General features: G+C 42.7%; 32 protein-coding genes and 3 tRNA genes. 12 read left to right on the top strand and 23 right to left on the bottom strand.

Annotation, left to right across the window (positions count from 1 at the left end; genetic code table 11):
* Window position 1 precedes the first annotated feature (1 nt).
* The 13 genes from CJ260_RS00875 to CJ260_RS00815 form a co-directional block, all read right to left on the bottom strand.
* Complete coding sequence (locus CJ260_RS00875) at window positions 2-418, bottom strand: hypothetical protein (RefSeq protein WP_095628801.1); 417 nt, start codon at window positions 416-418, stop codon at window positions 2-4.
* Window positions 415-954, bottom strand: a complete 540-nt coding sequence (locus tag CJ260_RS00870; RefSeq protein ID WP_095628800.1) for a hypothetical protein — start codon at window positions 952-954, stop codon at window positions 415-417. Before CJ260_RS00870 ends, CJ260_RS00875 begins: the two co-directional genes overlap by 4 nt.
* Window positions 947-1,525, bottom strand: a complete 579-nt coding sequence (locus CJ260_RS00865; protein WP_095628799.1) for a hypothetical protein — start codon at window positions 1,523-1,525, stop codon at window positions 947-949. Before CJ260_RS00865 ends, CJ260_RS00870 begins: the two co-directional genes overlap by 8 nt.
* Window positions 1,522-2,112, bottom strand: coding sequence for a hypothetical protein (locus tag CJ260_RS00860; RefSeq protein ID WP_095628798.1), 591 nt, complete (start codon window positions 2,110-2,112; stop codon window positions 1,522-1,524). The genes CJ260_RS00865 and CJ260_RS00860 overlap by 4 nt, the downstream gene beginning before the upstream one ends.
* Before the next feature lie 9 nt (window positions 2,113-2,121).
* Window positions 2,122-2,325 (bottom strand): hypothetical protein, encoded by a 204-nt coding sequence (locus CJ260_RS00855; RefSeq protein WP_095628797.1) that lies wholly within the window; start codon window positions 2,323-2,325, stop codon window positions 2,122-2,124.
* Window positions 2,326-2,380: 55 nt separating this feature from the next.
* Complete coding sequence (locus CJ260_RS00850) at window positions 2,381-3,394, bottom strand: hypothetical protein (RefSeq protein ID WP_095628796.1); 1,014 nt, start codon at window positions 3,392-3,394, stop codon at window positions 2,381-2,383.
* Window positions 3,395-4,300, bottom strand: coding sequence for a hypothetical protein (locus CJ260_RS00845; RefSeq protein ID WP_143747664.1), 906 nt, complete (start codon window positions 4,298-4,300; stop codon window positions 3,395-3,397).
* 22 nt (window positions 4,301-4,322) lie between these two features.
* Entirely contained in the window at window positions 4,323-5,651 is a 1,329-nt protein-coding gene (locus CJ260_RS00840) for a phage portal protein (protein ID WP_095628794.1), read from the bottom strand.
* A 1-nt stretch (window position 5,652) separates the two neighbouring features.
* Window positions 5,653-7,233: a phage terminase large subunit gene (terL, locus tag CJ260_RS00835; RefSeq protein WP_095628793.1), complete on the bottom strand. Its 1,581-nt coding sequence runs from the start codon at window positions 7,231-7,233 to the stop codon at window positions 5,653-5,655.
* 117 nt (window positions 7,234-7,350) lie between these two features.
* Window positions 7,351-7,438, bottom strand: a tRNA-Ser gene (locus CJ260_RS00830).
* 108 nt (window positions 7,439-7,546) lie between these two features.
* Window positions 7,547-7,623, bottom strand: a tRNA-Thr gene (locus CJ260_RS00825).
* 3 nt (window positions 7,624-7,626) lie between these two features.
* Window positions 7,627-7,702, bottom strand: a tRNA-Asn gene (locus CJ260_RS00820).
* A 935-nt stretch (window positions 7,703-8,637) separates the two neighbouring features.
* Window positions 8,638-9,288, bottom strand: a complete 651-nt coding sequence (locus CJ260_RS00815; RefSeq protein WP_095628792.1) for a hypothetical protein — start codon at window positions 9,286-9,288, stop codon at window positions 8,638-8,640.
* Window positions 9,289-9,377: 89 nt separating this feature from the next.
* Here CJ260_RS00815 and CJ260_RS00810 point away from each other — a divergent pair, with 89 nt between their 5' ends.
* From CJ260_RS00810 to CJ260_RS00800, 3 genes are all read left to right on the top strand, one after another.
* The gene (locus CJ260_RS00810; protein WP_095628791.1) at window positions 9,378-9,926 is read left to right on the top strand and encodes a tyrosine-type recombinase/integrase; all 549 of its coding nucleotides are present in this window, start codon (window positions 9,378-9,380) and stop codon (window positions 9,924-9,926) included.
* A 92-nt stretch (window positions 9,927-10,018) separates the two neighbouring features.
* Window positions 10,019-10,348: a hypothetical protein gene (locus CJ260_RS00805; protein ID WP_095628790.1), complete on the top strand. Its 330-nt coding sequence runs from the start codon at window positions 10,019-10,021 to the stop codon at window positions 10,346-10,348.
* Between the two features lie 2,051 nt (window positions 10,349-12,399).
* Entirely contained in the window at window positions 12,400-12,882 is a 483-nt protein-coding gene (locus CJ260_RS00800) for a helix-turn-helix transcriptional regulator (protein ID WP_095628789.1), read from the top strand.
* A gap of 42 nt (window positions 12,883-12,924) precedes the next feature.
* Here the strand turns inward: CJ260_RS00800 and CJ260_RS00795 are convergent, their stop codons facing one another.
* Together CJ260_RS00795 and CJ260_RS12765 are read right to left on the bottom strand one after the other, a co-directional pair.
* Complete coding sequence (locus CJ260_RS00795) at window positions 12,925-13,161, bottom strand: hypothetical protein (protein ID WP_095628788.1); 237 nt, start codon at window positions 13,159-13,161, stop codon at window positions 12,925-12,927.
* A gap of 106 nt (window positions 13,162-13,267) precedes the next feature.
* On the bottom strand, window positions 13,268-13,429 hold the full coding sequence (locus CJ260_RS12765; RefSeq protein WP_158221346.1) for a hypothetical protein: 162 nt from the start codon (window positions 13,427-13,429) through the stop codon (window positions 13,268-13,270).
* A 190-nt stretch (window positions 13,430-13,619) separates the two neighbouring features.
* On the opposite strand from CJ260_RS12765, the gene CJ260_RS00790 reads away from it, so the two are divergent.
* Together CJ260_RS00790 and CJ260_RS13275 are read left to right on the top strand one after the other, a co-directional pair.
* A complete protein-coding gene (locus CJ260_RS00790; protein WP_095628787.1) occupies window positions 13,620-13,835 on the top strand; it encodes a hypothetical protein in 216 nt (71 codons plus the stop codon).
* A gap of 13 nt (window positions 13,836-13,848) precedes the next feature.
* Window positions 13,849-13,974: a hypothetical protein gene (locus CJ260_RS13275; protein WP_255378453.1), complete on the top strand. Its 126-nt coding sequence runs from the start codon at window positions 13,849-13,851 to the stop codon at window positions 13,972-13,974.
* A gap of 25 nt (window positions 13,975-13,999) precedes the next feature.
* Here the strand turns inward: CJ260_RS13275 and CJ260_RS12760 are convergent, their stop codons facing one another.
* The gene (locus tag CJ260_RS12760; protein ID WP_158221345.1) at window positions 14,000-14,161 is read right to left on the bottom strand and encodes a hypothetical protein; all 162 of its coding nucleotides are present in this window, start codon (window positions 14,159-14,161) and stop codon (window positions 14,000-14,002) included.
* 215 nt (window positions 14,162-14,376) lie between these two features.
* On the opposite strand from CJ260_RS12760, the gene CJ260_RS00785 reads away from it, so the two are divergent.
* The 7 genes from CJ260_RS00785 (at window position 14,377) to CJ260_RS12655 (ending at window position 18,881) form a co-directional block, all read left to right on the top strand.
* A complete protein-coding gene (locus tag CJ260_RS00785; protein WP_095628786.1) occupies window positions 14,377-14,778 on the top strand; it encodes a hypothetical protein in 402 nt (133 codons plus the stop codon).
* Window positions 14,779-14,788: 10 nt separating this feature from the next.
* A complete protein-coding gene (locus CJ260_RS00780; RefSeq protein WP_143747662.1) occupies window positions 14,789-15,043 on the top strand; it encodes a hypothetical protein in 255 nt (84 codons plus the stop codon).
* 12 nt (window positions 15,044-15,055) lie between these two features.
* Entirely contained in the window at window positions 15,056-15,583 is a 528-nt protein-coding gene (locus CJ260_RS00775; RefSeq protein WP_095628784.1) for a hypothetical protein, read from the top strand.
* A 14-nt stretch (window positions 15,584-15,597) separates the two neighbouring features.
* Window positions 15,598-15,897 (top strand): hypothetical protein, encoded by a 300-nt coding sequence (locus tag CJ260_RS00770; protein ID WP_095628783.1) that lies wholly within the window; start codon window positions 15,598-15,600, stop codon window positions 15,895-15,897.
* 171 nt (window positions 15,898-16,068) lie between these two features.
* Window positions 16,069-16,332, top strand: coding sequence for a hypothetical protein (locus tag CJ260_RS00765; RefSeq protein WP_095628782.1), 264 nt, complete (start codon window positions 16,069-16,071; stop codon window positions 16,330-16,332).
* 1,189 nt (window positions 16,333-17,521) lie between these two features.
* Window positions 17,522-18,112, top strand: a complete 591-nt coding sequence (locus CJ260_RS00760) for a hypothetical protein (RefSeq protein WP_095628781.1) — start codon at window positions 17,522-17,524, stop codon at window positions 18,110-18,112.
* 205 nt (window positions 18,113-18,317) lie between these two features.
* Complete coding sequence (locus CJ260_RS12655; RefSeq protein WP_143747661.1) at window positions 18,318-18,881, top strand: hypothetical protein; 564 nt, start codon at window positions 18,318-18,320, stop codon at window positions 18,879-18,881.
* 144 nt (window positions 18,882-19,025) lie between these two features.
* Here the strand turns inward: CJ260_RS12655 and CJ260_RS00755 are convergent, their stop codons facing one another.
* The 7 genes from CJ260_RS00755 to CJ260_RS00730 form a co-directional block, all read right to left on the bottom strand.
* On the bottom strand, window positions 19,026-19,634 hold the full coding sequence (locus CJ260_RS00755) for a hypothetical protein (protein ID WP_095628780.1): 609 nt from the start codon (window positions 19,632-19,634) through the stop codon (window positions 19,026-19,028).
* Window positions 19,624-19,965: a hypothetical protein gene (locus CJ260_RS00750; protein WP_143747660.1), complete on the bottom strand. Its 342-nt coding sequence runs from the start codon at window positions 19,963-19,965 to the stop codon at window positions 19,624-19,626. Before CJ260_RS00750 ends, CJ260_RS00755 begins: the two co-directional genes overlap by 11 nt.
* Window positions 19,929-20,240 carry a hypothetical protein gene (locus CJ260_RS00745; protein ID WP_143747659.1) on the bottom strand — a complete coding sequence of 104 codons (312 nt, stop codon included), beginning with the start codon at window positions 20,238-20,240 and terminating at the stop codon, window positions 19,929-19,931. Before CJ260_RS00745 ends, CJ260_RS00750 begins: the two co-directional genes overlap by 37 nt.
* A 70-nt stretch (window positions 20,241-20,310) precedes the next feature.
* The gene (locus tag CJ260_RS00740) at window positions 20,311-20,634 is read right to left on the bottom strand and encodes a hypothetical protein (RefSeq protein ID WP_233127849.1); all 324 of its coding nucleotides are present in this window, start codon (window positions 20,632-20,634) and stop codon (window positions 20,311-20,313) included.
* Window positions 20,635-20,763: 129 nt separating this feature from the next.
* Entirely contained in the window at window positions 20,764-20,940 is a 177-nt protein-coding gene (locus CJ260_RS12755; protein ID WP_158221344.1) for a hypothetical protein, read from the bottom strand.
* Between the two features lie 3 nt (window positions 20,941-20,943).
* On the bottom strand, window positions 20,944-22,770 hold the full coding sequence (nrdD, locus tag CJ260_RS00735; protein WP_095628776.1) for an anaerobic ribonucleoside-triphosphate reductase: 1,827 nt from the start codon (window positions 22,768-22,770) through the stop codon (window positions 20,944-20,946).
* Window positions 22,763-23,044: a thioredoxin domain-containing protein gene (locus CJ260_RS00730; RefSeq protein WP_158221343.1), complete on the bottom strand. Its 282-nt coding sequence runs from the start codon at window positions 23,042-23,044 to the stop codon at window positions 22,763-22,765. Before CJ260_RS00730 ends, nrdD begins: the two co-directional genes overlap by 8 nt.
* Between the last annotated feature and the right edge of the window lie 2 nt (window positions 23,045-23,046).

Here is a 23,046-nt window from a genome sequence, read left to right as displayed (position 1 = left end):
TTTAACTTCTTACTAAGGGCTTAACCCTAAACATATATGCGTAAAGGCCGGTGACGGAAGAAGAAACATTCCCTTCCGCTACCATGCGCATATCTTCATAATTTCGTTTCAAGACAGCATTAATCGCCTTGAATAGTTTTGTAATTTGGCCTTTAAATTTACCGTAGACTGTAAATTCGACAACCTGCTGATTCACCAAATAGTTTTCGCTAAAACCGCTGTAGGTTGGAACGATATAGTAACTAAAAAACAAATCGGGGGCTTCATTAATGACCGCTGCGGGCTGTACTCCTCGGCGAATCACATTAGAGCAAAACTCGAAGTCTTCGCTATCTGTAATCCCCAAAAGCTCGCAAATCGTAGCGTCTTTGATAAACAGGCCAAACAACTCGTCCTGCAATTCAAGCGAATATTTCAAGTTCTCACCCCTTCTTTGATTCTTGTGATAATTTCCCTTCGCACTAGTTGCTTCAACTCCGGCACCATTTCCTGCACCCACATATCAATCTCTTGATGGATGATATGCTGCGCCTTTTGCGGAATGTACGGAGCCAATTTACCAAGTGGCATTTCAAGATTGCGCCCTTTGGCTTGACCCGATGAGATATAGGTTGTGCCGTCTGGACGATACACTACTTCTCCTTCACCACGGCCCAGAAACGCATTTCCTTTGGCTCGTCGTGCCGGATTCATAGTATAGCTATGGTAATACGGGCTATTAATGTCCATTTCGGAGCCTGACCCATATTCCGCAATCCATGCCGCCAATCCGCTATATGTCAGCAAGGCTCGTATCGTTGTCGGCGTCGCCGTAAATACCGGCTCGTGGACATGCCAATCCGTAAATCCTTCATGGCTGCCCTCGTAGGCTGATAATTTCATGCGGATGCGGTCGTTAAGTACCTTTACTTGCCCTTTGACGAAATCCTGCAGGTGCTTATTAAAGCTATCCACGATTGTCCTCGGAAAGCTGGATATAAAGGAAGTTTGGGAAGGATGCGGTGTCTATGTCGTCGATTTGGTAAGCCTTTTCGTTTATGTATAGTCGGTCGAGTAACTTAATCCCTTCAATCTTAGGCACCAAGACTCGCATAGTCGTTGATTTCAAAAGGCCCAAATCAAACAACTTCATCCGCGCCGATACTCGTTCATAAACGCCAATCATGTCTTCACAAATAATGTCTTCCTCTTGGCCGACCACTTCGTACCCCTCATACACATCTTTGAGCCGCACGATTTTGGCCGTGCAGTTCGACTTGTACAATTCGGCCTTATCGGCTCGGTACGAATTGGATTTCGCCACGAGGAAATATTTGAACCCTTTCGGGTCGGTTACGATGTCCCCAACGTCGAACGCTGAGTCGTATTTAAGCAACCCCCAGAAGACATTGTTGACGGTAAACCGCTTCGTACCACGACCAATTCGCGTGAACAATACAAACTCGTCCTCTTTATCTTTGACTGAGCATCTTAGGCGAAACTGATTAAACATGGCCGTCGCATCAAAGTTGACTGCCCACGTCATCCGCGATACTCCATAAGCATCCGCCTAATATCTTCGGTAAAAACGCTTGGGTCGGTCAGTGCATATCTGGCGTCCAAGTTGGTTGCACTTTCGATATTCGCAAAGCCGCCCTGCTGCGAAATGTTCATGGCAATCATGGCGCACGCAAGCTTTACCTTTTCAGGCACCGTCTCATAGCCATAGGTATACGTAATATCCATTCCTACAGGCGGCCGCCCGTACAGATTATTCGGCGTGACCGGCAACTCATCATATAAGGGTAAATACACATACCCTTCTGGCTCCACGTAGACCTCAGACGGATTGATTTTTACGGCTGATGTAAATTTAAAGGCATTGGGAACGCATAGGCTGATGTCATCGAGCGAAATCACCGGCGCATATTTGAGTTTAACAACGCCTTTGCGATTCGGGCGCAACCCTTTTTCGGTCACTTGCTCCGACTGAAATTTGCTCTTGCCTTTGCGCATCCCTACGAATGCGTCAATAATGCCGCTCGCAAACATGATTTGCGTCGGCGTTACCGGGAGCATATCGCAATATAAATTGATTTCTTCATCTGGAATATATCTCGAAGGTTCAGCCATACGCTCTCCTTATTTTACTTTTGCTATGCCGACTTTAGCTTTGCCCACCTCAGCAGACTCTTCGTCGTCACCATCACCAGATGCTTCAAATAAGTTTTTATCAATATTCGATGCGTCGGGCAATTCTACAGTGCCATCCGAAGCAACAGGGTAAATATAGTGATTTACCATGACCTCGGTAACTTTCTTATCCTTTAACGTGTATTTTGTCATATACTATCCTCTACGAAATATCAAAATTGGCGGGGCCAATGAAGGCCCCAGTCACTTAGATGCTTTCTTCGATAATAAAGTGCGCCTGTTCTGCGCCTTTTACAACGAGAGTATCAAACAAAATAGCAATGTAATCATCCATCAATTTTTCGTCCTGCGACATCTTGAAAATACGCGGCGTCGAGGATGTCAAATAATGGCGTTCGATGAGGTTTTCATTCACAACCGCAATCGTATGTTTCTGCTTGCCAGCATCAGCCGTAGATTTCAATGCAGCGTCAGGAATCAACGGCAAATTACCAACCGGCGTATTAATCGTCGGGACTTCCCAGCCATTTGCCAGTTTCATCGTAGGCGGAACGACCTGTACCGTACCTTCGCGGTTCCGTTCTTCCATCGTGATACGTTCAACCATTACGGGGTCTGTGTAGACTGCTGTCGGCCATACGTTCCATTTTGCCTCGGCGAGCATTTTGGCAATCTGCGCACGAATCTGGTCCGTGACCATATCGCCCTGCTTCGTCGTAAAGTCATACGGCGTAGCGATGGAGAGTTTCGTCTTAACCTGTGTCAAGATACCGGAGTATTCCGTCGATGAGCTGTCGTCCGGGCCAGTGCCTTTGCCATTCCAGATTTTATCGTTCTGGACCATATAGAAGTCAGCCAACATGTCATTGAAATCTTTCGTAAGTGTTTCTTCTGTGATACCCTGCTGCTGAACAACTTCTTTGTCAAACAAGGTGTACTGAATGCGACTTACAAGGCATTTCAAGAAGGCGGCCTTTTCGACACGGCCATAATCTGCATTAACACTTGTCAAGCCATAGCTACCATCAGCAACGCCGTTGCGGACATTAACAAACTGAGCATTCGACGGTAATTTTGCCTGTTCGCGATACCGAGACGGATGACCTGTCGCCGCCACCGTTTTGATTCTAGGCAAAATAGTTACGTTACGATTGATAAAATCAAGGATACCCGGCTGGAACTGCGGGAATTCCCAATAGTGCGAAGTGTTGTAGTCAGCGACTTCGGCTGCGCTCAAAAATTTTGTGTTGATATTGCTCAATTACTCTTTCCCCTCTACTTCTTCTTTCATTTTCGCAAACATCAAGGAAACGCCTTTCTTGTAGCCGTTATCCCAAACATGACTGTAATCAACGCCATCGGTCTTTTTGTTAGCTTTGATGCCACTAGACTTACGGCTCGCCTCAAGGTCTGCAATCTTCTGTTCCAATTCTTTCTTTTCTGCGGCAGCCTTTTCTTCGGCTTCCTTTTTTGCCGCTTCCAAAGCTTCTTTTTCAGCCTTTACCTTTTCGAGTTCGGCTTCCATAGCTTCGTCTGCTTTCGGTTCGGTCTTACTGGCTTCGAGCTTTTCTTCTAAAGCGCTAATTTTTTCCGACACCGTTGTTTCCATCATTTCTTTGATGGACGCCATCAGTTCTTTCTTTTCCTGTTCTGTCAATTCTTCTTGTTCCTTTCGCTTGGCCGCAATGTAGTCAATGTAGGTGTCTTTAAATGCGGCTAAATTTTGAAATAAAATAGCAACCCCCGTAAACGTGACGTTCGTCATGTGCTCATAGCCATCATCTTTTGTTTCTACATCGGCTATGCACTCCATGCTGAACCCCAAGGCGGGCGTTGCATTTTTGATAAAGTATGCGATGTCCGGGAAATCTAAAGCATAGATAAACCCTTTCATCTTCATTTCATTGCCTTCAATGTACGCTTTTTCGATAACGCCGATTTTATTCCGGCTGTCGTGACCTGTCATACAATCTTCAGGCCACCAATCAGACCAGACGCAATCAACAGCCATCAAGTCCATCGTGCTGACGCACTTTTGAGCCTCGTCCATTGCTAAAACAATCGGATAATCAGCTCCACATGGCGTACCATTGGAAGGCGAGCCAATCTGCATAAAAGTGGCTATGAACGGCAGCTTGTTGATGTGACCGTCATTCGTCAGAGACACTTGTATGTCCGATGACTCAAATTTAATCGTCCTCTTTTCGTCCGTCGCCTTCACCACCTTTATTATCTTTATTGTTGTGATTTTGAGCGTCCCCTAATCCGCTTGCGGCTCCGTGCGCCTCTGCCAGCTTGATATTTAAGCTATTCTTGTATTGGCTCATTCGCATGTCTCCGTCGTCTAAATCAGGAAGCTCTATAGGTAACACACCTTTAACAGCCCGGCGAGCTTCGTTAAATGTGATTACATCTTTTTCTACTAACGACGCTACCGTATCTTTCAGTACGGTCTTTTGGGCCTGCGTCGGCAAATAGATAAATTCAAACCTTACCTTGTTACCAAACCCAAGCAATTCAACCACATGATGATTGATTGCGTTTTCAATAATTTGCGCCCATGGTTTAATCGTGTTCTCTACAAAATCTTCTTCTTGGTCGGCTACCGTTGAGCGGTCATTGGATATTGCCGAACCAAGCCGTTCTGCAGGTACTCGGTAACATACCGAAATAATCTGCAACAGCATCTTTTGCCAATTCAAGCAAGCTGCATCATCGCCAATAGGGCTTACCTGCTTGGCATCCAACGTTTTGGAGCCAAAAATAGCAAGCGTTGACTGCCCCTGCACCTCGTTTGCGATGTACATACGAAGCTTCCGCAACTCGTCTTCCCCGGCTTTTTCACCAAGGCTTACCAGATACTTTGGCATCGCATTAGAAGCAATATCATTGGCATAGGATTGACAATCCACAAGATATTGGATATGTCGCCATGCCTGTTCTGTCGGCGAAAGGCCAAACCACGAATGAGTAAACTCATTTTTGGTCATTACGGCCACTTCTTCGGTCGTGAAATAGGTTTGCTTACCGTGAACGTCCTGTTCATATCGAGGGCTCTTGGGATTGCCGTCCCAGTCTTCCAATATCTTGATAGTCTGGGCATCGATTGGGAAGAGATACAATGGCTGAATCTCGGAACGAACTTTTTTCTTTTCAAAGCATCCCATGTCAAGGACCAACATGTCGTCGAGTTCCTGTCCAATAAAAGACTGGAAATCGTTCACTTGGTTAGGCCGCTTCATTATCCGTGTCAGTAACTCAATTTCTTTCTCGTGTTCCTTCCCATCGGCGGACACAAAATGCCAATCCAATGCCAAGACACCATCTTTGATTTGGTTGATGGCCGACCGGGCAATCGGAGTCCTTGCAAGATTTCGTAACGTTCGGACACTGGCTTTCTGTTGCGGTGTTCTACTTCTGGCTCCATAAGGATACCAGGAGTCAAACATGTTGTAAGCCGTATCTCGCTTAATAAACCGTTGGGCTGCCAGATAAACCAACTGCTCTACAAGTTTCAAATTATCTGAACCACCCCTTTATAATTTTTCCCGCATCCAGACCTTTACTAGACGGAGCATGTCGCAAACAGGTCACAGCGATGCGGCTGCCATTTTCTACAAATTGGGAAACGCACATTTCCAATGCGTCTGGACCATCGTCATGACTTTTCGGAAAATCCTTGAGTTGATTTTCAAGCACCGAATGGTATCGGTTAAATTTGATATAACCAAGCTTGATTTTCGGAGCTAGGGCCTTGATACGCAGTAACTTGTTGTCCCCAGCGACACTCTTCCGCTCAATCCAGTTGACATACATGCCCATATCAATGCATGTCTGTTCAAGCGTGTTGGCAAAAAATTCCTGGAATACATTTGTTTCAACGATAAAACCAGTCATCTCGCCTTCGTACTTGACCAGATATTTGATAATGTCGGCGATAATGGCGTCCGGGTTGCGCCTTGAAATATCCGCTTCTAAAACATACATATAATTATCAATGCCCCGGCCAACGATGATGATTGCCGACGTGTCGGCTGTCCGGGTTTTGCCCATTGACAAATCGACTGCCCCGTAGATTTCTTTCATCTTTGGCAGCTCGTCGTAGTAATTATTTTTAATCCACGCCTCCTTGAAGATTCGCGTATCTTCTGTCATCGGGTTATTCTGGTATTCCGAGTTGAAGGCATCTGAATCCTGCAGACGTTGAATCATCAGCATGTAATAAGTGTCGCTCTTGCCGTCCTTATCGACACGCCACTCCGGCCACAGCACCTCGGCACCTTCAAGCATTTCCTTGCGGTGCCTTTGATAAAACTTGTAAGCCGTCTGAGCCGCTCTTTTGTCGGACAAGTCGGTAAAGAGTTCTTCCCATTTATCCCATAAGGACGACTGCGAAAACTCATAAATCGAGCGGTAAATTTCCCTGTCCCAGTTGGAATACTTAGGACTAGTCAACACGATGTTAAGCAGTGCATCGTAGTGTAAAATGGAACCGACGTACAAAAAAGATGTCGATTCGTTGCCAATCGGGAGCACAACTTTCGTAAACCATGTACGAAGCTTGGCTCGCTGGTCTTCGGTGTTTACCATTTCATCATTTTCAAGGTCATCAAGAACAACCAAGTCGGGGCGAATGTTATGCCAAGACGTACCACGAAGGGATTTACCAGACGATTTCGCCACGACATGCACTCCGTTGGCTGTCTCAATTTCAGATTCAGACCATTTACGGTCTGTCTCTAAGTGACCAAAGTCAGCTCGTAGTTTTTCGTTGGATTCCAGTTCATCTTTAATTGTCTGGATATACTCTGTAGCCTGGGGACCAGTATCGGAAATTAAACAAATATTCCTGCGGTGCCGATAACAAACACACCAAAGCGGCAATACAACGGAAATGATACGAGACTTACCAAAGCCACGAGGGGCAGCCCGGACGAAAAACTTCTGGGAAAATCTATCCCCAAGAATCATCCGCTGCGAATCGCGAAACATTTCCCGATGGAACCGGGAGAGCGGCTTCGTGAAAATGTGCGGGAAATATGTCAGCGCAAAGAACTGAAAATCATTTTTCCCAAGCTCCACGTTGCTTTTTTCTTCCACAGCTTTCTTCTCTTCGGCTTTGTCGCCAAGGATTTCCTTAAATATCTCGTCCGTTGTATCACCTCCTAGCTAGTTTTCTTTGGGTCTAAGGCAGCAGCTTCGCATCCTTAGACATTCTGGCGGACGGTGCAGGATTCGAACCTACGAGACTTTTCAGCCTGCTTGTTTTCAAGACAAGTGCCTTCAACCGCTCGGCCAACCGCCCATGCGAGGCAGGAACGTACCCTGCCAATTATCTGTGATGATAAAAAATTGGGGTCTGGTCGTAACCTAACCCCTCCAAAAACCGTGCGCTTAGACGATTTTTCAATCGTGGAGCCGATGGAAGGACTCGAACCTTCGACCTTTAATTTACAAGATTATTGCTCTAGCCAACTGAGCTACACCGGCATATGGCACCCCGAACAGGTCTCGAACCTGTAACCCACTGGTTAACAGCCAGTTGCTCTACCGATTGAGCTATCGGAGTATGAAAATAGAGCGATTGAAGGCTCGCCCTAAGCCTCGCAACATAACGGTCCCAAGGTGCGGTTTGTCCAAGACCGCACCTGAAAAAGGAACCCGGTAATCATATGTATGTCAGCACAAAGCTGTTATACCCAAGGAGCCGTGCCCCTTTTTGAACATGTCCCTTAGGACATTCACTATATATTGTGCTAAATGCACTCAGATGCACCTTTATTGAGCATTTCTGCTTACTCCGCCATAAAGCTGTTTTGCTACATGCCAAGGAGGGCGAGCCGAGGGGAGCTACCCCATGACTATCTCCAAGCCGTTTTAGAACGGAAAATGCATGGCCGGGTTGTTACCGGCAACGTTCACTCGACATTCGCCATATGATTTTAATGTAGTATTAAATAACAAATGTCTTTTTTGAATCAGCCGTTTGAGCTACTTGTACAAGCTTCCAATGTTATAGCCCTGTTTCCAAGGCGTCACAGCTAAGATGCTTGGTTGGGATTCCTGCTAGGCTCGATAGCCCCCACTATCGCCGTCGCAGGCTGCCGCAGCTTTTCACTCACGACAAATTACGCATCCCACCGAAAGCCCTGCATTACAGTACCTTATGGCGCAGCACCATAGCCTTATTTCGGAACTTTGGTCGGCTCCTACTCGTGCAGCATCGCTGCTACACGAAACGGTTGGTCAATTTTACGTATCCGTAAAAAGCCCCCGAATATGGGCTAGTCACTGCACGCTGTCAACGGTCTTCACAGTGTTCAAAAAGATACATCTAACTGCATTTAGCATCGAGGCGTAATAGGTCGCCGCCCATCGCGCCGGTCCCCGTAGAGATTACAGCGCTCTCGTTGTCGGGTCGCCGCCTAAAAAATTACCCCTCTATATATAATGTCTGAAAGTGCCATTTTGTGACACAAATTTTCATTATTCTAAATAGAATAATTATTTTACGTCTGTATCGTCGATTTTCTTGATTGCCTCGACGTATTTTGGGTTATTTCGGAGCTGCACCAGCACCTTTGCATAAATCCCCTTGTCAAGCTTACGAACCGTGTCAAGGGTTGTCCGAATAATTTCGTTCAAGGTCATCATGTTAAAAATTTCCTTCTGCGAATTATAGATATTGGTGACGATGCTTTGCTTACGGGCAATGTAATGTTCTAGTTCGGTCTGCAACTCTTTGGTGTGCCTGAACATTTTTAATACCGTCGCATCGTCTGCCCCATTGGCAATCATGTTTTGAACGGCATCGAGGAAGACCTTGAGCATTTCAATATTGTTGTCAACCAGACGAAGCATCTTGAGGTTTTCCCGGTATGTGTTGACGGCAATATATTCGCTCTCGTAGTCCGCAGATTCTTCTTCGTGCTGCTTTAACCAACGAGACACAGCATCCATCGAAATTTTGTCGCCATTTGTCTTATCTAGGTAATTCGTTGACAGTTCCCTTGAAATATTCAAATAAGACATACCCTTTCGGCGCAATTCGATGACAGTTTCTCCTAAGCCATAATAGTCAATCTTAGACATATTAGCGTTGGCAAATGCATAAGGGGCATTCGGGTCTATTGGTTTTAGTTTACTTGCGGGCATTATCTGTCACTTCCTTTCTCAATTAATCTTTTATTATTGACAATGAATGCGAATAGAGGTACAATTAAATCGCATTAAGGGGTGATACTATGAAAAAGATGGAAGACATCAAAACCACACAACCGATTCGTGATATGGAAGATGTAAAAAAAATGAAAGAAGTCCTGCCGAGATGGCGTGACCGTATCATGTTCACCATCGGGATTAACACAGGTCTGCGTATTAGCGACTTGGTAAAGCTTAAACCCGAAGACATCAAAGACGGGCATATCGAACTCCGAGAAAAGAAAACATCTAAGATTAAACGCTTACAACTCAGCGATTCTGTGTATAAACAAGTCGTTGAATATATTGACGCCTACCCAAAGGAATATCTGTTCCAGTCGCGAAAGGGTGGGCATATTCAAGAAAAATCCGCATGGCGTATCATCCATGAAGCCGGATTGAAACTTGGCCTTGAACATATTGGCACCCACTCCATGAGGAAAACATTTGGGTACCACGCATGGCGTCGGGAAGTACCCCTCGAACTGATTCAGACAGCGTTCAACCATTCCTCCCCAAGAACCACTATGCGGTATCTCGGCATCACCGAAGACATTATGAACAAAGAAGCGTATGGCAAAATGGATATGTAAAAATTTCCACGGCATCGTCCGTGGATTTTTTATGCTCCCCTCTTGAAACATTTGTTCGGTAATTGTATAATAAGAGCATAGGAGGGCAAGGAATGACCAGTATTGAAACCGCACTGTTGAAGGCTAGAAAGGAATGGAATGAATATTTGGAAACAATTCTGCTCACTGGCGAAATGCCTACGGACGAGCGATTCGTTTCCCTTGTGCTGTGCGCCGGTCGCCACTATGGACTGAACCAAAGGGACGATACCTTTTCGGTCTTCGCCCCATGTCATCTGGAAGGTCACCTGTGGGCCATCGGGCTCATCGAGGATGAACCAGCTATGTCTCCAATGAATTCTTTCAATGGTGCAATGCTTGACCGAGACATGCTTATAGATTATATCAAGGCATATCTCAAGACTCACAAAAGGGCGGCGTAATGCTGCTCTTTTTTATTGGTCAAGAGAACATTAGGAGTCGTCTTGTAAGGGTTTGCTCGCCTTCGGCTCGCAAAAGTGCTTCGCACTTTCTTTATTGACCAGGTAAGGGTAAAGGGTGTAAAGGCTATCTTTAAAGCTTGCCTTTACACTATCTTTATCATTACTGATTCAATAAGTAAAAGGCGAGCGAAGCGAGCCTTTCTGCCGCGTAGCGGCAGCACATTAAGGCTAATCCTAAAGGTAACTTTAAGGCTATTCCTTTAAGTGACACTTATAAGTGACTCTTATAAGGTAGCCTTAAGGCTTACCTTTACTTGCTGGCTCACTACGTTCGCCAGAGCCACTCACTTCGTTCGTGGCTTTATTTTTTATCAGGGTTAGGTTTAAGACTTTATTTAAGATATTCCTCCTCCAAGATATTATTTACCCATGCCACCCGGAGCGTAGGAACTGCCACCACCTTTCCCTACGGCCGCGAGAAATGCATCCCTAAAATCACTACGCCGTCTGAGCATGGAAGACGACTTGACATGGGTCGTGCCTATGTGATTGTCCCTAAACGGCTCCTAAGCAGCTTCTTAGACTGCCCGAAGACTCGTCGGACTTGAGTACTGTGGTATTGCCTCGCTTTATAAAGGTCGAAGTTGTCTAATCGGTTCCCGACCAAACCGCGGTTGTTTATCCTGTATCCCTCACCAGTCCAGATGTATTCTTTACCATGAAGGCCGAAGCCTAAGAGTAAACAAGTGACCTGATTATTCCACCCCCTACATCACCTTTCCCCCACTTACTTGAAAGGTCCATAGGGCTCGACGTCACACAGTACGGGTTATATGGCCAAGGTTCTCGAACTGGCCCAAATCGGAGGGGATTGGACTACCACGCTTCACTATTTTTTATCCACGTGCGCAAGCAAACCTCACGGAAAATGCTCCCTCTATATATAATGTCTGAAAGTGCCATTTTGTGACACGATTTTTGATTATTCTCAAGAGAATCGTCTTATTCGCAAAAGAATCTCAATTTTAGGCTTCTTGGGGTGCGGTATCATGGGGAGCGATATATAGCATGTTTTTGACATATGTCATTTATAGCCATTTTGGGGGTAATTTTGATGGCTTTTGGAGTCCTATTTTGGGTCCCCTTTTGGAATCAGAGAAGACGACCAGGATGGCACCCTTGAAGTGATTCCTTTAGTGAAATTTTGTGGGGATGATTTCGAGGGGTAATACGCCGCCGGAGACGAATAAAAAAGGGCTTTTTGGAATTGCGAAAGACGGCATGGTTATGCGGAATGCGAAAGATTTGTAAAAGATTCGCATTTGTTCTCATTTGTGTTATCAATTTTTATTTTATTTTAATTAAATTTACTTTAATTTATTATTATTTAATATACCCCCTATGGCCTTATCGTCTGCCCCATGTCGCCCCTTTTGCCAGCCTGGACTTGTGATTTTAGATAGTTGACTTAGTCAACAGTATGATATATCTCTCGCGCGCTTCTATACTTGCGGCCCAAACTATATTACCCTAAGGCACCCTATACCCCTATAGGTATACATATATTGTATCTATATAGACCTATAGGACTCATCACAATACGCAAAATATCATAGCTATCGCAATGCCCTTTGCGCCTTTTTTGATACACCTATCTAAACCTATATAAAGACCTATGCGCGTTCATAAACAAAAATAGATACCTACCTTTTATATGCTTTTATCCCTTACTACTCTATATATAAGAATGAGACTATGAACGAAAAAATTTTTTATTTCCCGCGCAGCCTTATGAATAACCATTATCCACTACAACAAAATACAGATAAGGCATGCCCCTATTTGCCCGTATGACGCACGAAAAAGAAAAATAGGTATAATCACATACAAACAATAAAAAACGCCGCAAAAGTCTATATACGTTGATTAATTGCGTACACTCATAGAAGACATTTGATATAATAAAAATATTAGTTATTTCTTATATTTTTTCTTGACAATATGAGGGAAAACATATATAATATATATAGATAAAGGGAGGGAGGTAATGGATGAATAGCGATAATAAATGCGTGTTCTATAGTTTAATTGACGCACGCAAAGAGTCAGGAATGACACAAAAAGAATTAGCCGCTGCCTCCGGCGTTGCCCAAAGTGAAATAAGCAAGATAGAGCGCGGTAAAAAGAACGTCACTATTGAGACACTGGAAAAATTAGCGGCAGGCATGGGGTGCCAATTCGCCCCTCTATTTATAAAAAAGGAAGGTACAAACATGGAAAAGAAAAAAGCTGTATTTGTAGTTGACCCTACGGACTACGACGGTTTGCTGGAAATTATGGAAAAGTTCGGGGATAGTAAATACATATATACCGGCCATAATGAAAATAATGAAGAGGTAAATATACATGTGTCGCACGATAGTATTATAGTTGACACATATCAAGAAAATGGCTGGTTGCGTCGCAACGTTTACACAAACGACGACGGCGATATTATAAAGGAAGAAATGTACCCTGAACGCTGGAATAAATGATTTAATAAAAAGCCGCCCCACTCCGGGCGGCTCTTTTATGCCTTAATCATCGCTATAGTCGCGCTTTATTTGCAATTTGTATTCAATGTCTTTTTTTATGTCGTATAATTCAAAGATGTTGCCATGAAAATCATAATCCCATTTTGAAGAGTCTGCTTTACAAACATTTCCGCGATTAACAAATGTGATAGCGTCCTCTACGGTTTCAAATTCTTCACTAATATTTCCTTCATAAGTCAATTCGCCATGTTGCCATACTTGTAAATGTAGATAAAACATACTGTAGCCCTCCTTTTTTTTATTGGGGTGTTATTTTATCATACATGTCGCCACATGTCAACCATTTGCAAGCAATTATTTTCTAAAACCATATATTTTGCTATGCCTACGCCTCTTTTTCGTTTTTATTGATATATGCAACTATTGAACGCTGCAAAAAGCCACTCATAGTGTCCCCATTTTTTTCTAATGTTTCTATAAATTTATCTTTTGTTTCTTTTGTTAATCGGAAGTATATTCTTTCGGTTTTATTGTCTTTTGTTTTCATATTACCACCTCTTTTTTTTTGATTATATCATACGTCCGTACAATGTGCAAATTTCTTTTTGTTTCTATTGACATTGTACGTACAAGAGGTATAATATAATCAAGATAAGGGAAGGAAGTAAAAACCTTCCTAAAAAATTTTAAAATATTTTGTACGAACAAACAGCGTACATAGAAAAGAGGTTGTAATTATGAGTAAATATATTTTGAATTATGAATTTTATCCCACGGGCGACGAATGGGAAGAAACTGACATGGAATGGAAAGAATTCGATAGCCTTGATACCGCTATCGAATTCGCCCATGAGTTGCTTGACAATGGAGGCGTAAATTTTGCCGGTGTCGACGTAGAAGATGAAAACGGGGAAATTATTTACACCCTTTTCGCCGACGGGCGGGAATTTTAGGAGGTTGATTGCTATGACACTATACGACATTTGTTCAGCCTGGTACGACGACACCAACACATTTAGACCGCCATTATCGGCAGGACGTGCTGCCTTAGTGGCTGACCTTATCGCCTATTTGCAAGACATTGAAATTTAAAACAAGGGCAAGCTATAGCCCGCCCCTACTCTATTTCTTTATGGTCATTAACATATTTTTCTATCCATTTCCTAATTAATTCGCTTTTATTTATGCTATATTTTTTCGTGATTGTATTAAAATCTTGTAATAAATGCTCTTCTATTCTAATTTGTAAAACTTTGGTTTTTTCCTTTTGCAATTCCATACAATGCACCCCCTTTTTGATTAAGTATAAATTATTTGTAATAACATGTCAATATTTGTAATTAATTTAATCCATTTGTATTGACATGTAATTACAACGGAGGTATAATATAATCAAGATAAGGGGCAGGGAAAAGCCCCTAAAAAAATAACCGTTTATGTAATTACAAATACATACATGTAATGAATATTTTAAAATCTGGAAGGATGATTCACATGTTAAACACTCAAAAATCGCAAGACTATTGGACAAAAAAATTTACAGAATGTTACGGCAGCACGTCAGAAGTTGCCGAACAATACGCGAATATTCTAGGCATTGACTCTTTCGATATTGAAAAAGTCGTAAATGCGGCATTATGTATCACTTGTAACCGTGAATATTATAAGTCATTGCAATATGCAGCCAATGAAATAAATCGGCTGTATGAAGATTATGGCTTTTTAACCTATGGGGCCATGATTCGCAAATATGAAGGCTTAGTATATCGTTTTAAGGCTTACGAAAAGGAAAAACTTACAAGCGATGAAAGTTATATAGTCGCCTGCGTGGTTGCTGATTTTCAAGTTGACGACTGGAAAAAACATATAGAATATTTTGAAATAAAAGGAAGGTAGGTAATTGATTATGACTAGAAAAGAAAAAATAGTAGCAGTAACGTATATGGCTGACCGTTTGGACGCTTATTTCACTTTTAGAAAAGCAGGACAACGGGAAGAGGAAAATCAAGCTTTTCAGCAGTTTATAGGGGCTAGTAGCTTATTCTATGCTCTTTATAAAAATTCAGTGCAAGTCATTGCTGAGATGATGAGAGAAATTGAAAAATATGGCCGTTTGGTGCCGTGGTTAATAGAAGGCTATGCCGATAGATTCGAAAAATAGGGGGAGAATATCATGATGTATAATGCAGACAAAAAAATGAAGGCTATCACAAACGAAATTGAAATGCTTAAAAAATATATTGAAATGGCCCCAGCTATTATTGCAGTCGTTGAAAAATTCGACGGTAAGCAATTTAATAAGCGATTTAATGACGCTTTACGGGCCGTCAAGTCGGCAGACGGAAAAGCCGTATGCAGGGGCTATGAAATGAACAACGGACATTTTGAAATTTTGGCAAGCCCGGCCAACTGCTACACATACGCAGTCATGGCGTTAATGAACAACAGTGACCGCCCATGGGCGCGCGTAGTTGGCAAAACAGAACGCGTAAACGCCCCGGCCATTGTGAAGGCTATCAATAGAGGCCGTGAAGGAATGCGCCAACGCATAGAAATGATTGAGGCGCAGGCGGCCAACTTTGAGGCGATTCTTGACGAATATAATAACCATGTCGCCGCTTGTATCTGTATTTTGCATGACTTAGATAGTATTTTCAAAGACACGTATAGGAATGACTTTGATAAGATTTACGGAATTTAGAAGAGGTGCACATTATGAAACAGACATACAAAATTGCAGGCGTTGAATGGCGCGTTGTAAGGAATTCTATTGGAAAATTTGACTATTTTACCTTAAAAGGGGACCCAAACGCATTCGACTATGAGGACACAATTATGTTGCATAACGCATATGCGTTTGACCGTGCCCCAAACATAAAAGCGGCGTATACATTACATCGCTATCTTGCGCCGTGGAAACTCAAAAAAGCATGTGCAATTCTTTGCAAAATTCACAATAAAGAATTCGGCCTTAACCTTTCGCCCGTCGAAGACTTGTCTTATTATGCAAATTAATATCAATTATATTTTGAAAAAATTAAAGGACGGCGATTCGTATGTTTGAAAAATTTTGGAATTTAATCGAATATTTATCCCCTATTCCTGTAATGATATTACTTGCCTTGTGGTGCCTTTTCGGTAGCTGGCTAGTCAATACATTGTTTCCGTTGTAGGAGGTGGCGCAGGATGAGACAAGAAACATATAACTTGCACGGCAAAAAGTACGTTAGAGTTAATAAAACACAAGCTTTAAAAGCTTATTTACAAGGGTTTGACGTGTTCGCCTGCATGGATAAGGAAAATTTGTGCAGTGAATGGGCTTTTCCTAGCCTTGTAAGTCAATCAGAAGGGCGCACCGAAAAAGGATTTTTCGAATTTGCAAATGAATTATTATACTATAATAAATGTCATGAATTGGGGTATAGAGTGAAGTATTTTGTATTGGATTAGTTGTTATAATTGATAATATGTATCATAAGAAATGAGGTGTAATCATGGGCACAATAGTGGCCGCACTGCTGGTCTGGATAATTGTAAACTTAAAAGGATAACAAGAGCCGCCACTAAGGCGGCCCTTTTTTTTTGTGCCTGTTGAGATTTCCGGCGTGGTCTGTACGTTTGGGCCGCTTGACTTGCGCCGGTCAATCTGCTATTATGAAGACGTAAAAAGGCACTACGCCAACAGACGGCCATGCCCGTATAAATACTAGCAAGAAATTAAGCCGCTAATAGTTGGGCCTATGGGCGGCTTATTTCTTTATGTGCTGCAATACAAGAGCAAACATAATCAACAAAACAATCGTTGTATTGATGTTGTCCATACGCAACACCCCAATTCTAGGGGCAAGGTTTGACCGCCTGCCGCGTAGTGGCGTAGTGCCATATTTATTTTACCTCTAAAATCTCACATAATCAACACCCGAACGCCTTTGAATTTGCCGTTTTAAGGCGTTTTATTTTTGCCTTGAATGGTTTTATACCTGCCGACAAATAGAACGCCTTACAGGTGGCAAAATGGGCGATTTTTGGGCGTTCCCCATATTTTGCAAATTATTTTGCCGCCGTCGCTGCGTCGAATGTTTCATATTTGCCGATTTAAGACACGAAAATACGGCCGCTAATGGTTTTATACCTACAGAAAATTTTAGGCCGTCAAATCGGCAAATATGGCGACATTGTGCAAGGTTACTACTTGTAGACCGTCACAATGGGCGTCGTGGCCTATCGGTCAGCCGCCCGCAGGACAAGACGCGCAGCCTTCACTGGCCCAAACTTTTTCGTTCTGGTTGCCCGGCCGACTTACTACCTTCTTCAAACTATTACCTACTACTATATACCACTACTTATACTTACTATATATTACTTATACTATCCACTATATATACTACTTATTCCCACTATATTTACCTATTTAATCTCATTAACACTTTAACTACAAATAATATATATTGTCATATTATGCAAATTATATATAATAGAAGACAAATTTTAAAACTTATGCGGCATATACATTAATTATATTAACATATACTCACTCATTTACTAATCATCAATGCCAATAAATTATAGTTGTATAAGTTGCTATGATATGATAGAATGTAATAAAGGTTAACCAAATAACTAAATGGAGGTGAAATTTATGATACTGACTCCGCAAAACCAAGACAAAGAAGTTGTTGCGGTATTTAAGAAAATAGAAAAAATTAAGATTCGCTCTGCATACATCCAACTTATGCTGAAATTATTTGCAGCCAATTATAAACTTAAAGACCTCCTGAACGTTAAGACTCAAGACATCCAAGATGCGGCAGAGGGTATCATAAATATCCCTTGGGTTGCTGATTTTGAAAAAGATATAGATAAATACATAAGCGCACCAGAATCAAGGTTCCGCATCGGGAAATATTTCTTCTCATCCCCTACGCATTACGACCAAGATACCAAGCTACCGCTTCCGATGACCGAAGAAGAATGTCTCGACGATTTATACATGAGCTTGCAACGAAGAAGCTTGAGCAAATCGGACGAAGTAACCAAAGCAGACCTGAAACTTATATCCCAATTCTCAAAGGAGACCACAAAAAGCGAGATGAAAGACATCTCCGACAAACTAAGCGACATTTTAAGGCGCGTCAATCAAAAGGATACTCCAGATAACACAGATAACAAAACCACTGAAACTCCCGAAAAGCCTGCAGGGAATGACACAAAAGAAAACTATAGAGAATGACAAAAACCGCCAAATGACAACTCATTAAGAGCTACCAATGGCGGTTTTCTTTGTACCCAATTCTTATTTTTCTGGTAGAAAATTTCAAGTTTTGGATTTCTTATTTTTGGAGTTTCTCATTTTTTATTTTTGGAGTAGAATAGATTTGGCTTTGGGATTTCAAAGTTTTCCAATCCTTATTTTTTGAACATCGGAAGTGATAATTTTGGATTTGGCACCATTAATTAAAGTATTAAAATACTCAGATGTTATTGCCACCCTAGCTTTTCTGATTTCGGTTGCCACTGCGGCGCTATCAATAAAGGCATACTGGAATTCCAGACCTAAGTTAGAAATTTTTTATAATAAAGAAACTTCAATTTCCTTTCTCGCTTCACCTTTAGAGAAAGTAGGGTATGACCAAAAAGCACGTTGTTGTTTATGGCTAGAGTTAGCTAATAAAGCTTCCGCTCCTATATCTGTGAGCCGCATCTATTTACGCCCTCACGATAGAGTAAAAACAAAATATGTCACTAGCCCACATACAAAAGTCCAAGGTGAGATATTCCCCTTGGACTTAGACACCTTATCTGTCTTGCATGTAGACAAACAACTAATCCCGCCGTTAAAAATAGATGCTTATACTATAGAATTTGGATTTGCATACTTCTTAATTGATAAACCGCGAGCATTTTCGGCAGAATTAATCGTTGAAACTCCATGGAAAACCTTTAGGAGAGATGTTGATGTGTCGGTGTTTAAACCGCCTAGCGAGAAGCCAAAAACGTAACAACAAGAGCGACGAAGCTAATACACACCGAAGCTAAAGAAGTTACAATCGGCCCAAATGTCACCTCGAACGCTATACTAAAAATTACAAGCCCTAACAAACATCCAACGGGATGGTTATCTATTAACTCGCAATATGCATCCATTAATTTTCCAAATGCCTCTTGCATGTGCTACCACCCCAATCATTGAAACATAAACTACATTTCGTAGCCGCATCCCCAAAGGCGCATTCCAGATACTCAGGTATCATACACTTGGTTTTGGCCCTCTTACCTTTATATTTGTAGATTTTATGCGGCCGCTTCTGTTCGTATTCAAATTGGAACATAGGGCCAATGATTCCCGACGAAGATTTACCGGGCGGCGTATAATAGACTGCTTCCAAGCAATCCTCGAATGCCCCCAGAAGGAAATTCCGAGCGACCGCATCGTTCAATCTTGCCGTTCGATACACCGTCCGTTTGGAGACACCATAAGCTTCCGCCAAGTCGTCCGCAGTTTCTTCGCTCAGGTGATACCGGCAAAGGAACTCGAAACAATCATCACCAAGATATTCCTGCAGGCTCCGAATCATGTCAGCGATAAGTTTCTTTCGTTCAGCAGCACTCAAGATGACATCCGGGGGTGGGACATAATCGAGCATACCCTCCGATAATGTCTGGGCCAATCCTCGCTGCCGCTTATCCTGTTCCCATTCTTTAAACCGTTCGGTACGTTCAAATTGGATATACTGTTCTTCGTTAGTCAACAAACTTATACCTCTCGTCAAAATATTTCAACCGCATCGACCGCGTGATACTTTGCGGAAAATCGCAGAAGAACTTGCAGGACACGGCATAACCAGCATTCCCTAATTTCCCGCATCCCTTGGGGAGCCGTCTTGGTTTGCCGTTCTCGTTGAATTCGTGCAACTCCTGCGTGTATTTGTACCGCACGTCCCGGCTGATTCCCTGCCAATACTTTTTCAAGGCGTCCAAGTCGCCCACACAGCCAATGTCATAGATGTCGCCACTATTGCCGTAATCAACCAAAAAGTAGTGAACAATCAATACCGCTCGCCTACTTTCCGGCAGTTGTCCCACACAGCGAACATCTGGAAGGAAACATTTTTAAGGAATTCAATTTGTCGTGCGTACAGGTCGGCCTTGGATTTGGCATCCGCGTAAGCCTCGACCGCATCCTTATAGGAGTCACAGCACATGGCCCGGCGGTTCCCATTAGTGCTGTTTTTGGGGTCAAACTGATAAGACAAGTACGACTTAACCACGTCGATATTATTCTTTGCCACGATGGCAGCCTTGTCGCACTCTACAGCAAACTCATCCAATGTAGCCCGCAGCAGGTTTGCTTTTTGCATCAGATTGTACGCCTGGGTGGCGTCAGTGTCTTTAACAAGCGGGTACATCTCGCGAATCTCGTTAAAGAGACTAAGCGTGTCTTTCAAGGTCGCTCCATTCCGGCTGAATCGTAATATCTACGCCGTCATATGTTGCCACCAAAGGCACATATTTATCTTCTTCCGCACCCACTTGCAGGGCATCCGCAAGCAATGCCGCATCGGCAGCCTTATCGACCAACTCGATGACTTCCGAGTGCGGAACGCCATATCGGAGCATCTTATTGCACAACATGGTTAATCCATTCTTGGCGTCGGCGTAATCCGCCATCATGTCCTTGCGACCTACCGCTTCGTCTTTGGAACCTTGATACCATGAAATGCAAATATACAAAATTACCAATACGGTAATCACAATAAAAATCTCAACCAAATTATCAACCCTTTCGTATCTAATTTTATGTACACACCCTTTAGGATAAATCATAAGCGGAATCGTCGACATGTGATTTTGTCGCTAAAGGGTATGTCTCAAATCTAAAATCTAAGCTTTCTGAGCCTTTTTCTTGTACACTTTTTCGGACTTGCCAAAGCGGTAAGGATACAAGGGGCAGTTCTTGACGGCACAGTGTTCAACTTCCTTAAACACGTTGCCGGAACAGTCCATGCACTTGGCCCTGATGGCTTTCCAGATGTTGCTTTTAGCGTAAATAGCTTCCATAGCCTACTCCTTCTTTACTTTTACATAGAAACGTTTAGAGGCTTCCATCATACGTTCCTTGGAGTAGGAACTAATTCTCTTTAAGTAGCCAATAACTCTCGTGCCATAATCAACATTCTTGGAGCCACACTTGATACAATGGTCTTCGGTGTTGACGTTGATGTAACCACAATCATTGCAAATCGTAACTAGGCAATTATATGTCCAGTAGTTCACGTTCAATATGCCAGCTACCTTGATAAGCTGTAATGCCTGTTCTTTGCTGAGCAACTGGGCAATATTGAGGTGACATGCACTACCACCATCAAGGTATTGTGTGGTCTTGTTGCTATGAAGAATCAGTTTATCCAAAATGTTCAGTGAGTTATCTTCTACAGGGAAGAAATAGCTATTGTAGCAGTCTCTCGGCACCACTAAGCCGTCATGTTTGTCCCACTGGGCATTTTTAACACCCAATCCCTCGGCGGGGACAAATTCTGTGTTAAATCGGAATCCGTACTTAATGCGGTCTTTACTGTTGGAATCGTAGATAACTTTGAGATACGTAGCCACAGCATTTTGGTAAGCATCCATATCTTTTGTAGGAGAATAGCCCTTAAACTCCATAGCTTCTAACATGCCGTTGATACCAATGGTGCCAAACTGGGTGTCCAAATTAATAAACTGGGCAGTGTAAGCCGGAAGCATGCCTTTACCGACATACCATTTGATAACCTCCCGGTGAGCCACAAGGTATTTATGAATTCGCTCAATCAGGCCACTAAATGGTAAATCTTTTTCGTACATCTGGACATACCGATTCATATTGACCGTGATGACCCGGAAAGAACCAGTGCTTACCCCACCTGCGCCCAAAGTGTACGAAAATTCGTTGTCGGCCAATTCGTTACGCAACCGGCAACACGACGCAAGCGAGTCGGCACTCTTGGACTCATAGAGGAAGAAACTTAAACCTTTCGACATTTCGTCAGCCAAGAACTCGACGAAATCATCGTCGCGAGGGTTTCCCTCTTCATCTACTAAAATAGCCGCTGTCAAGACCGGGTACGTTAGAAGCTCTTTCTTTCGTTCTTCTCGGAACCAATCCATGAAAAACTTTTGCAAGGCTGCAAGGTTGTCGTAGTTTGGTTCGTCTCCATCGGGGAATTTAAACCCGCCAAAAATAGAATCGAAATAAAATTTATCGAATACACTGATGTTCCAAAACACAGATTGGTTGCCTCGTGCTGCCGCCGGTTGGTTTAACGCATACACGACACCTTGAAATTCTTGAGCAATTTCTTTCGGGTTAGTCACAAGGTAATCATTTCCGTATTCTTTACGTGCGAAATAATCAAAGTACATAAGGAACTCGACCGTCGCCGTGGCTCCAGCCCAATTTGTCGCCAACTGGTATACCAAATTGACAAAGGAACCACAGAAACTTTGAAGATTTGTAGGGGCTTTACTAGTGCCGCCGATACATTTTGTACCGCCCAAAAGGAAGGGGTACATGGTAACACTTGCACAATACGGAAGGAACGCCGCTAAAGTCTCATCGTGACAGTATAAAAGATGAGACTCAATGTCTTTGTTGTACTGCTCTGCAAGGTCGTCACCAAACAATTCCCGCAGCTTATCTTGAATGATTTTTCGGCTAACCTGAATGTTCTCGAATTTGTACATTTCCGAAACCAACGTCCCCATATTCTTTTCGGACACATTGGAATTTGGGTCAACCAAAGACGCCGATGCGTTATTTTCCTGTCCCACATAAAACTTGATAAAATCAATTTTCTTTTGAATCTGGTCTGCTGTGAGCCAGTTGAAGTATTGTTTTTTGTTAGTCATTAACTGAACGAACCGCCCCTTCTACCATCTTTTTCAATTCTTTAGGAAGAATCACACCTTCTACTCTTTCTAATGTGTTGCCTTCATTATCTGTAATAATAACCGCCGGAAAGATGTGAAGCTTCAATTTGCGGGTCAAATCAGATTCGCCGGCAACGAACACTTCACGGAATTTAATTTGTTCGCACTCAAACTGTTTCTTTAAATCCGCAAATGTTTGTTCAATATGCTTGCAATGGAAACAATTTGCGATGTAATATTTCGTAATAACCAAGT

The sequence above is a fragment of the Megasphaera sp. ASD88 genome (assembly GCF_002287425.1).
GTDB classification, from domain to species: Bacteria; Bacillota; Negativicutes; order Veillonellales; family Megasphaeraceae; genus Megasphaera; species Megasphaera stantonii.
This window is presented reverse-complemented; position numbering and strand designations above follow the sequence as displayed.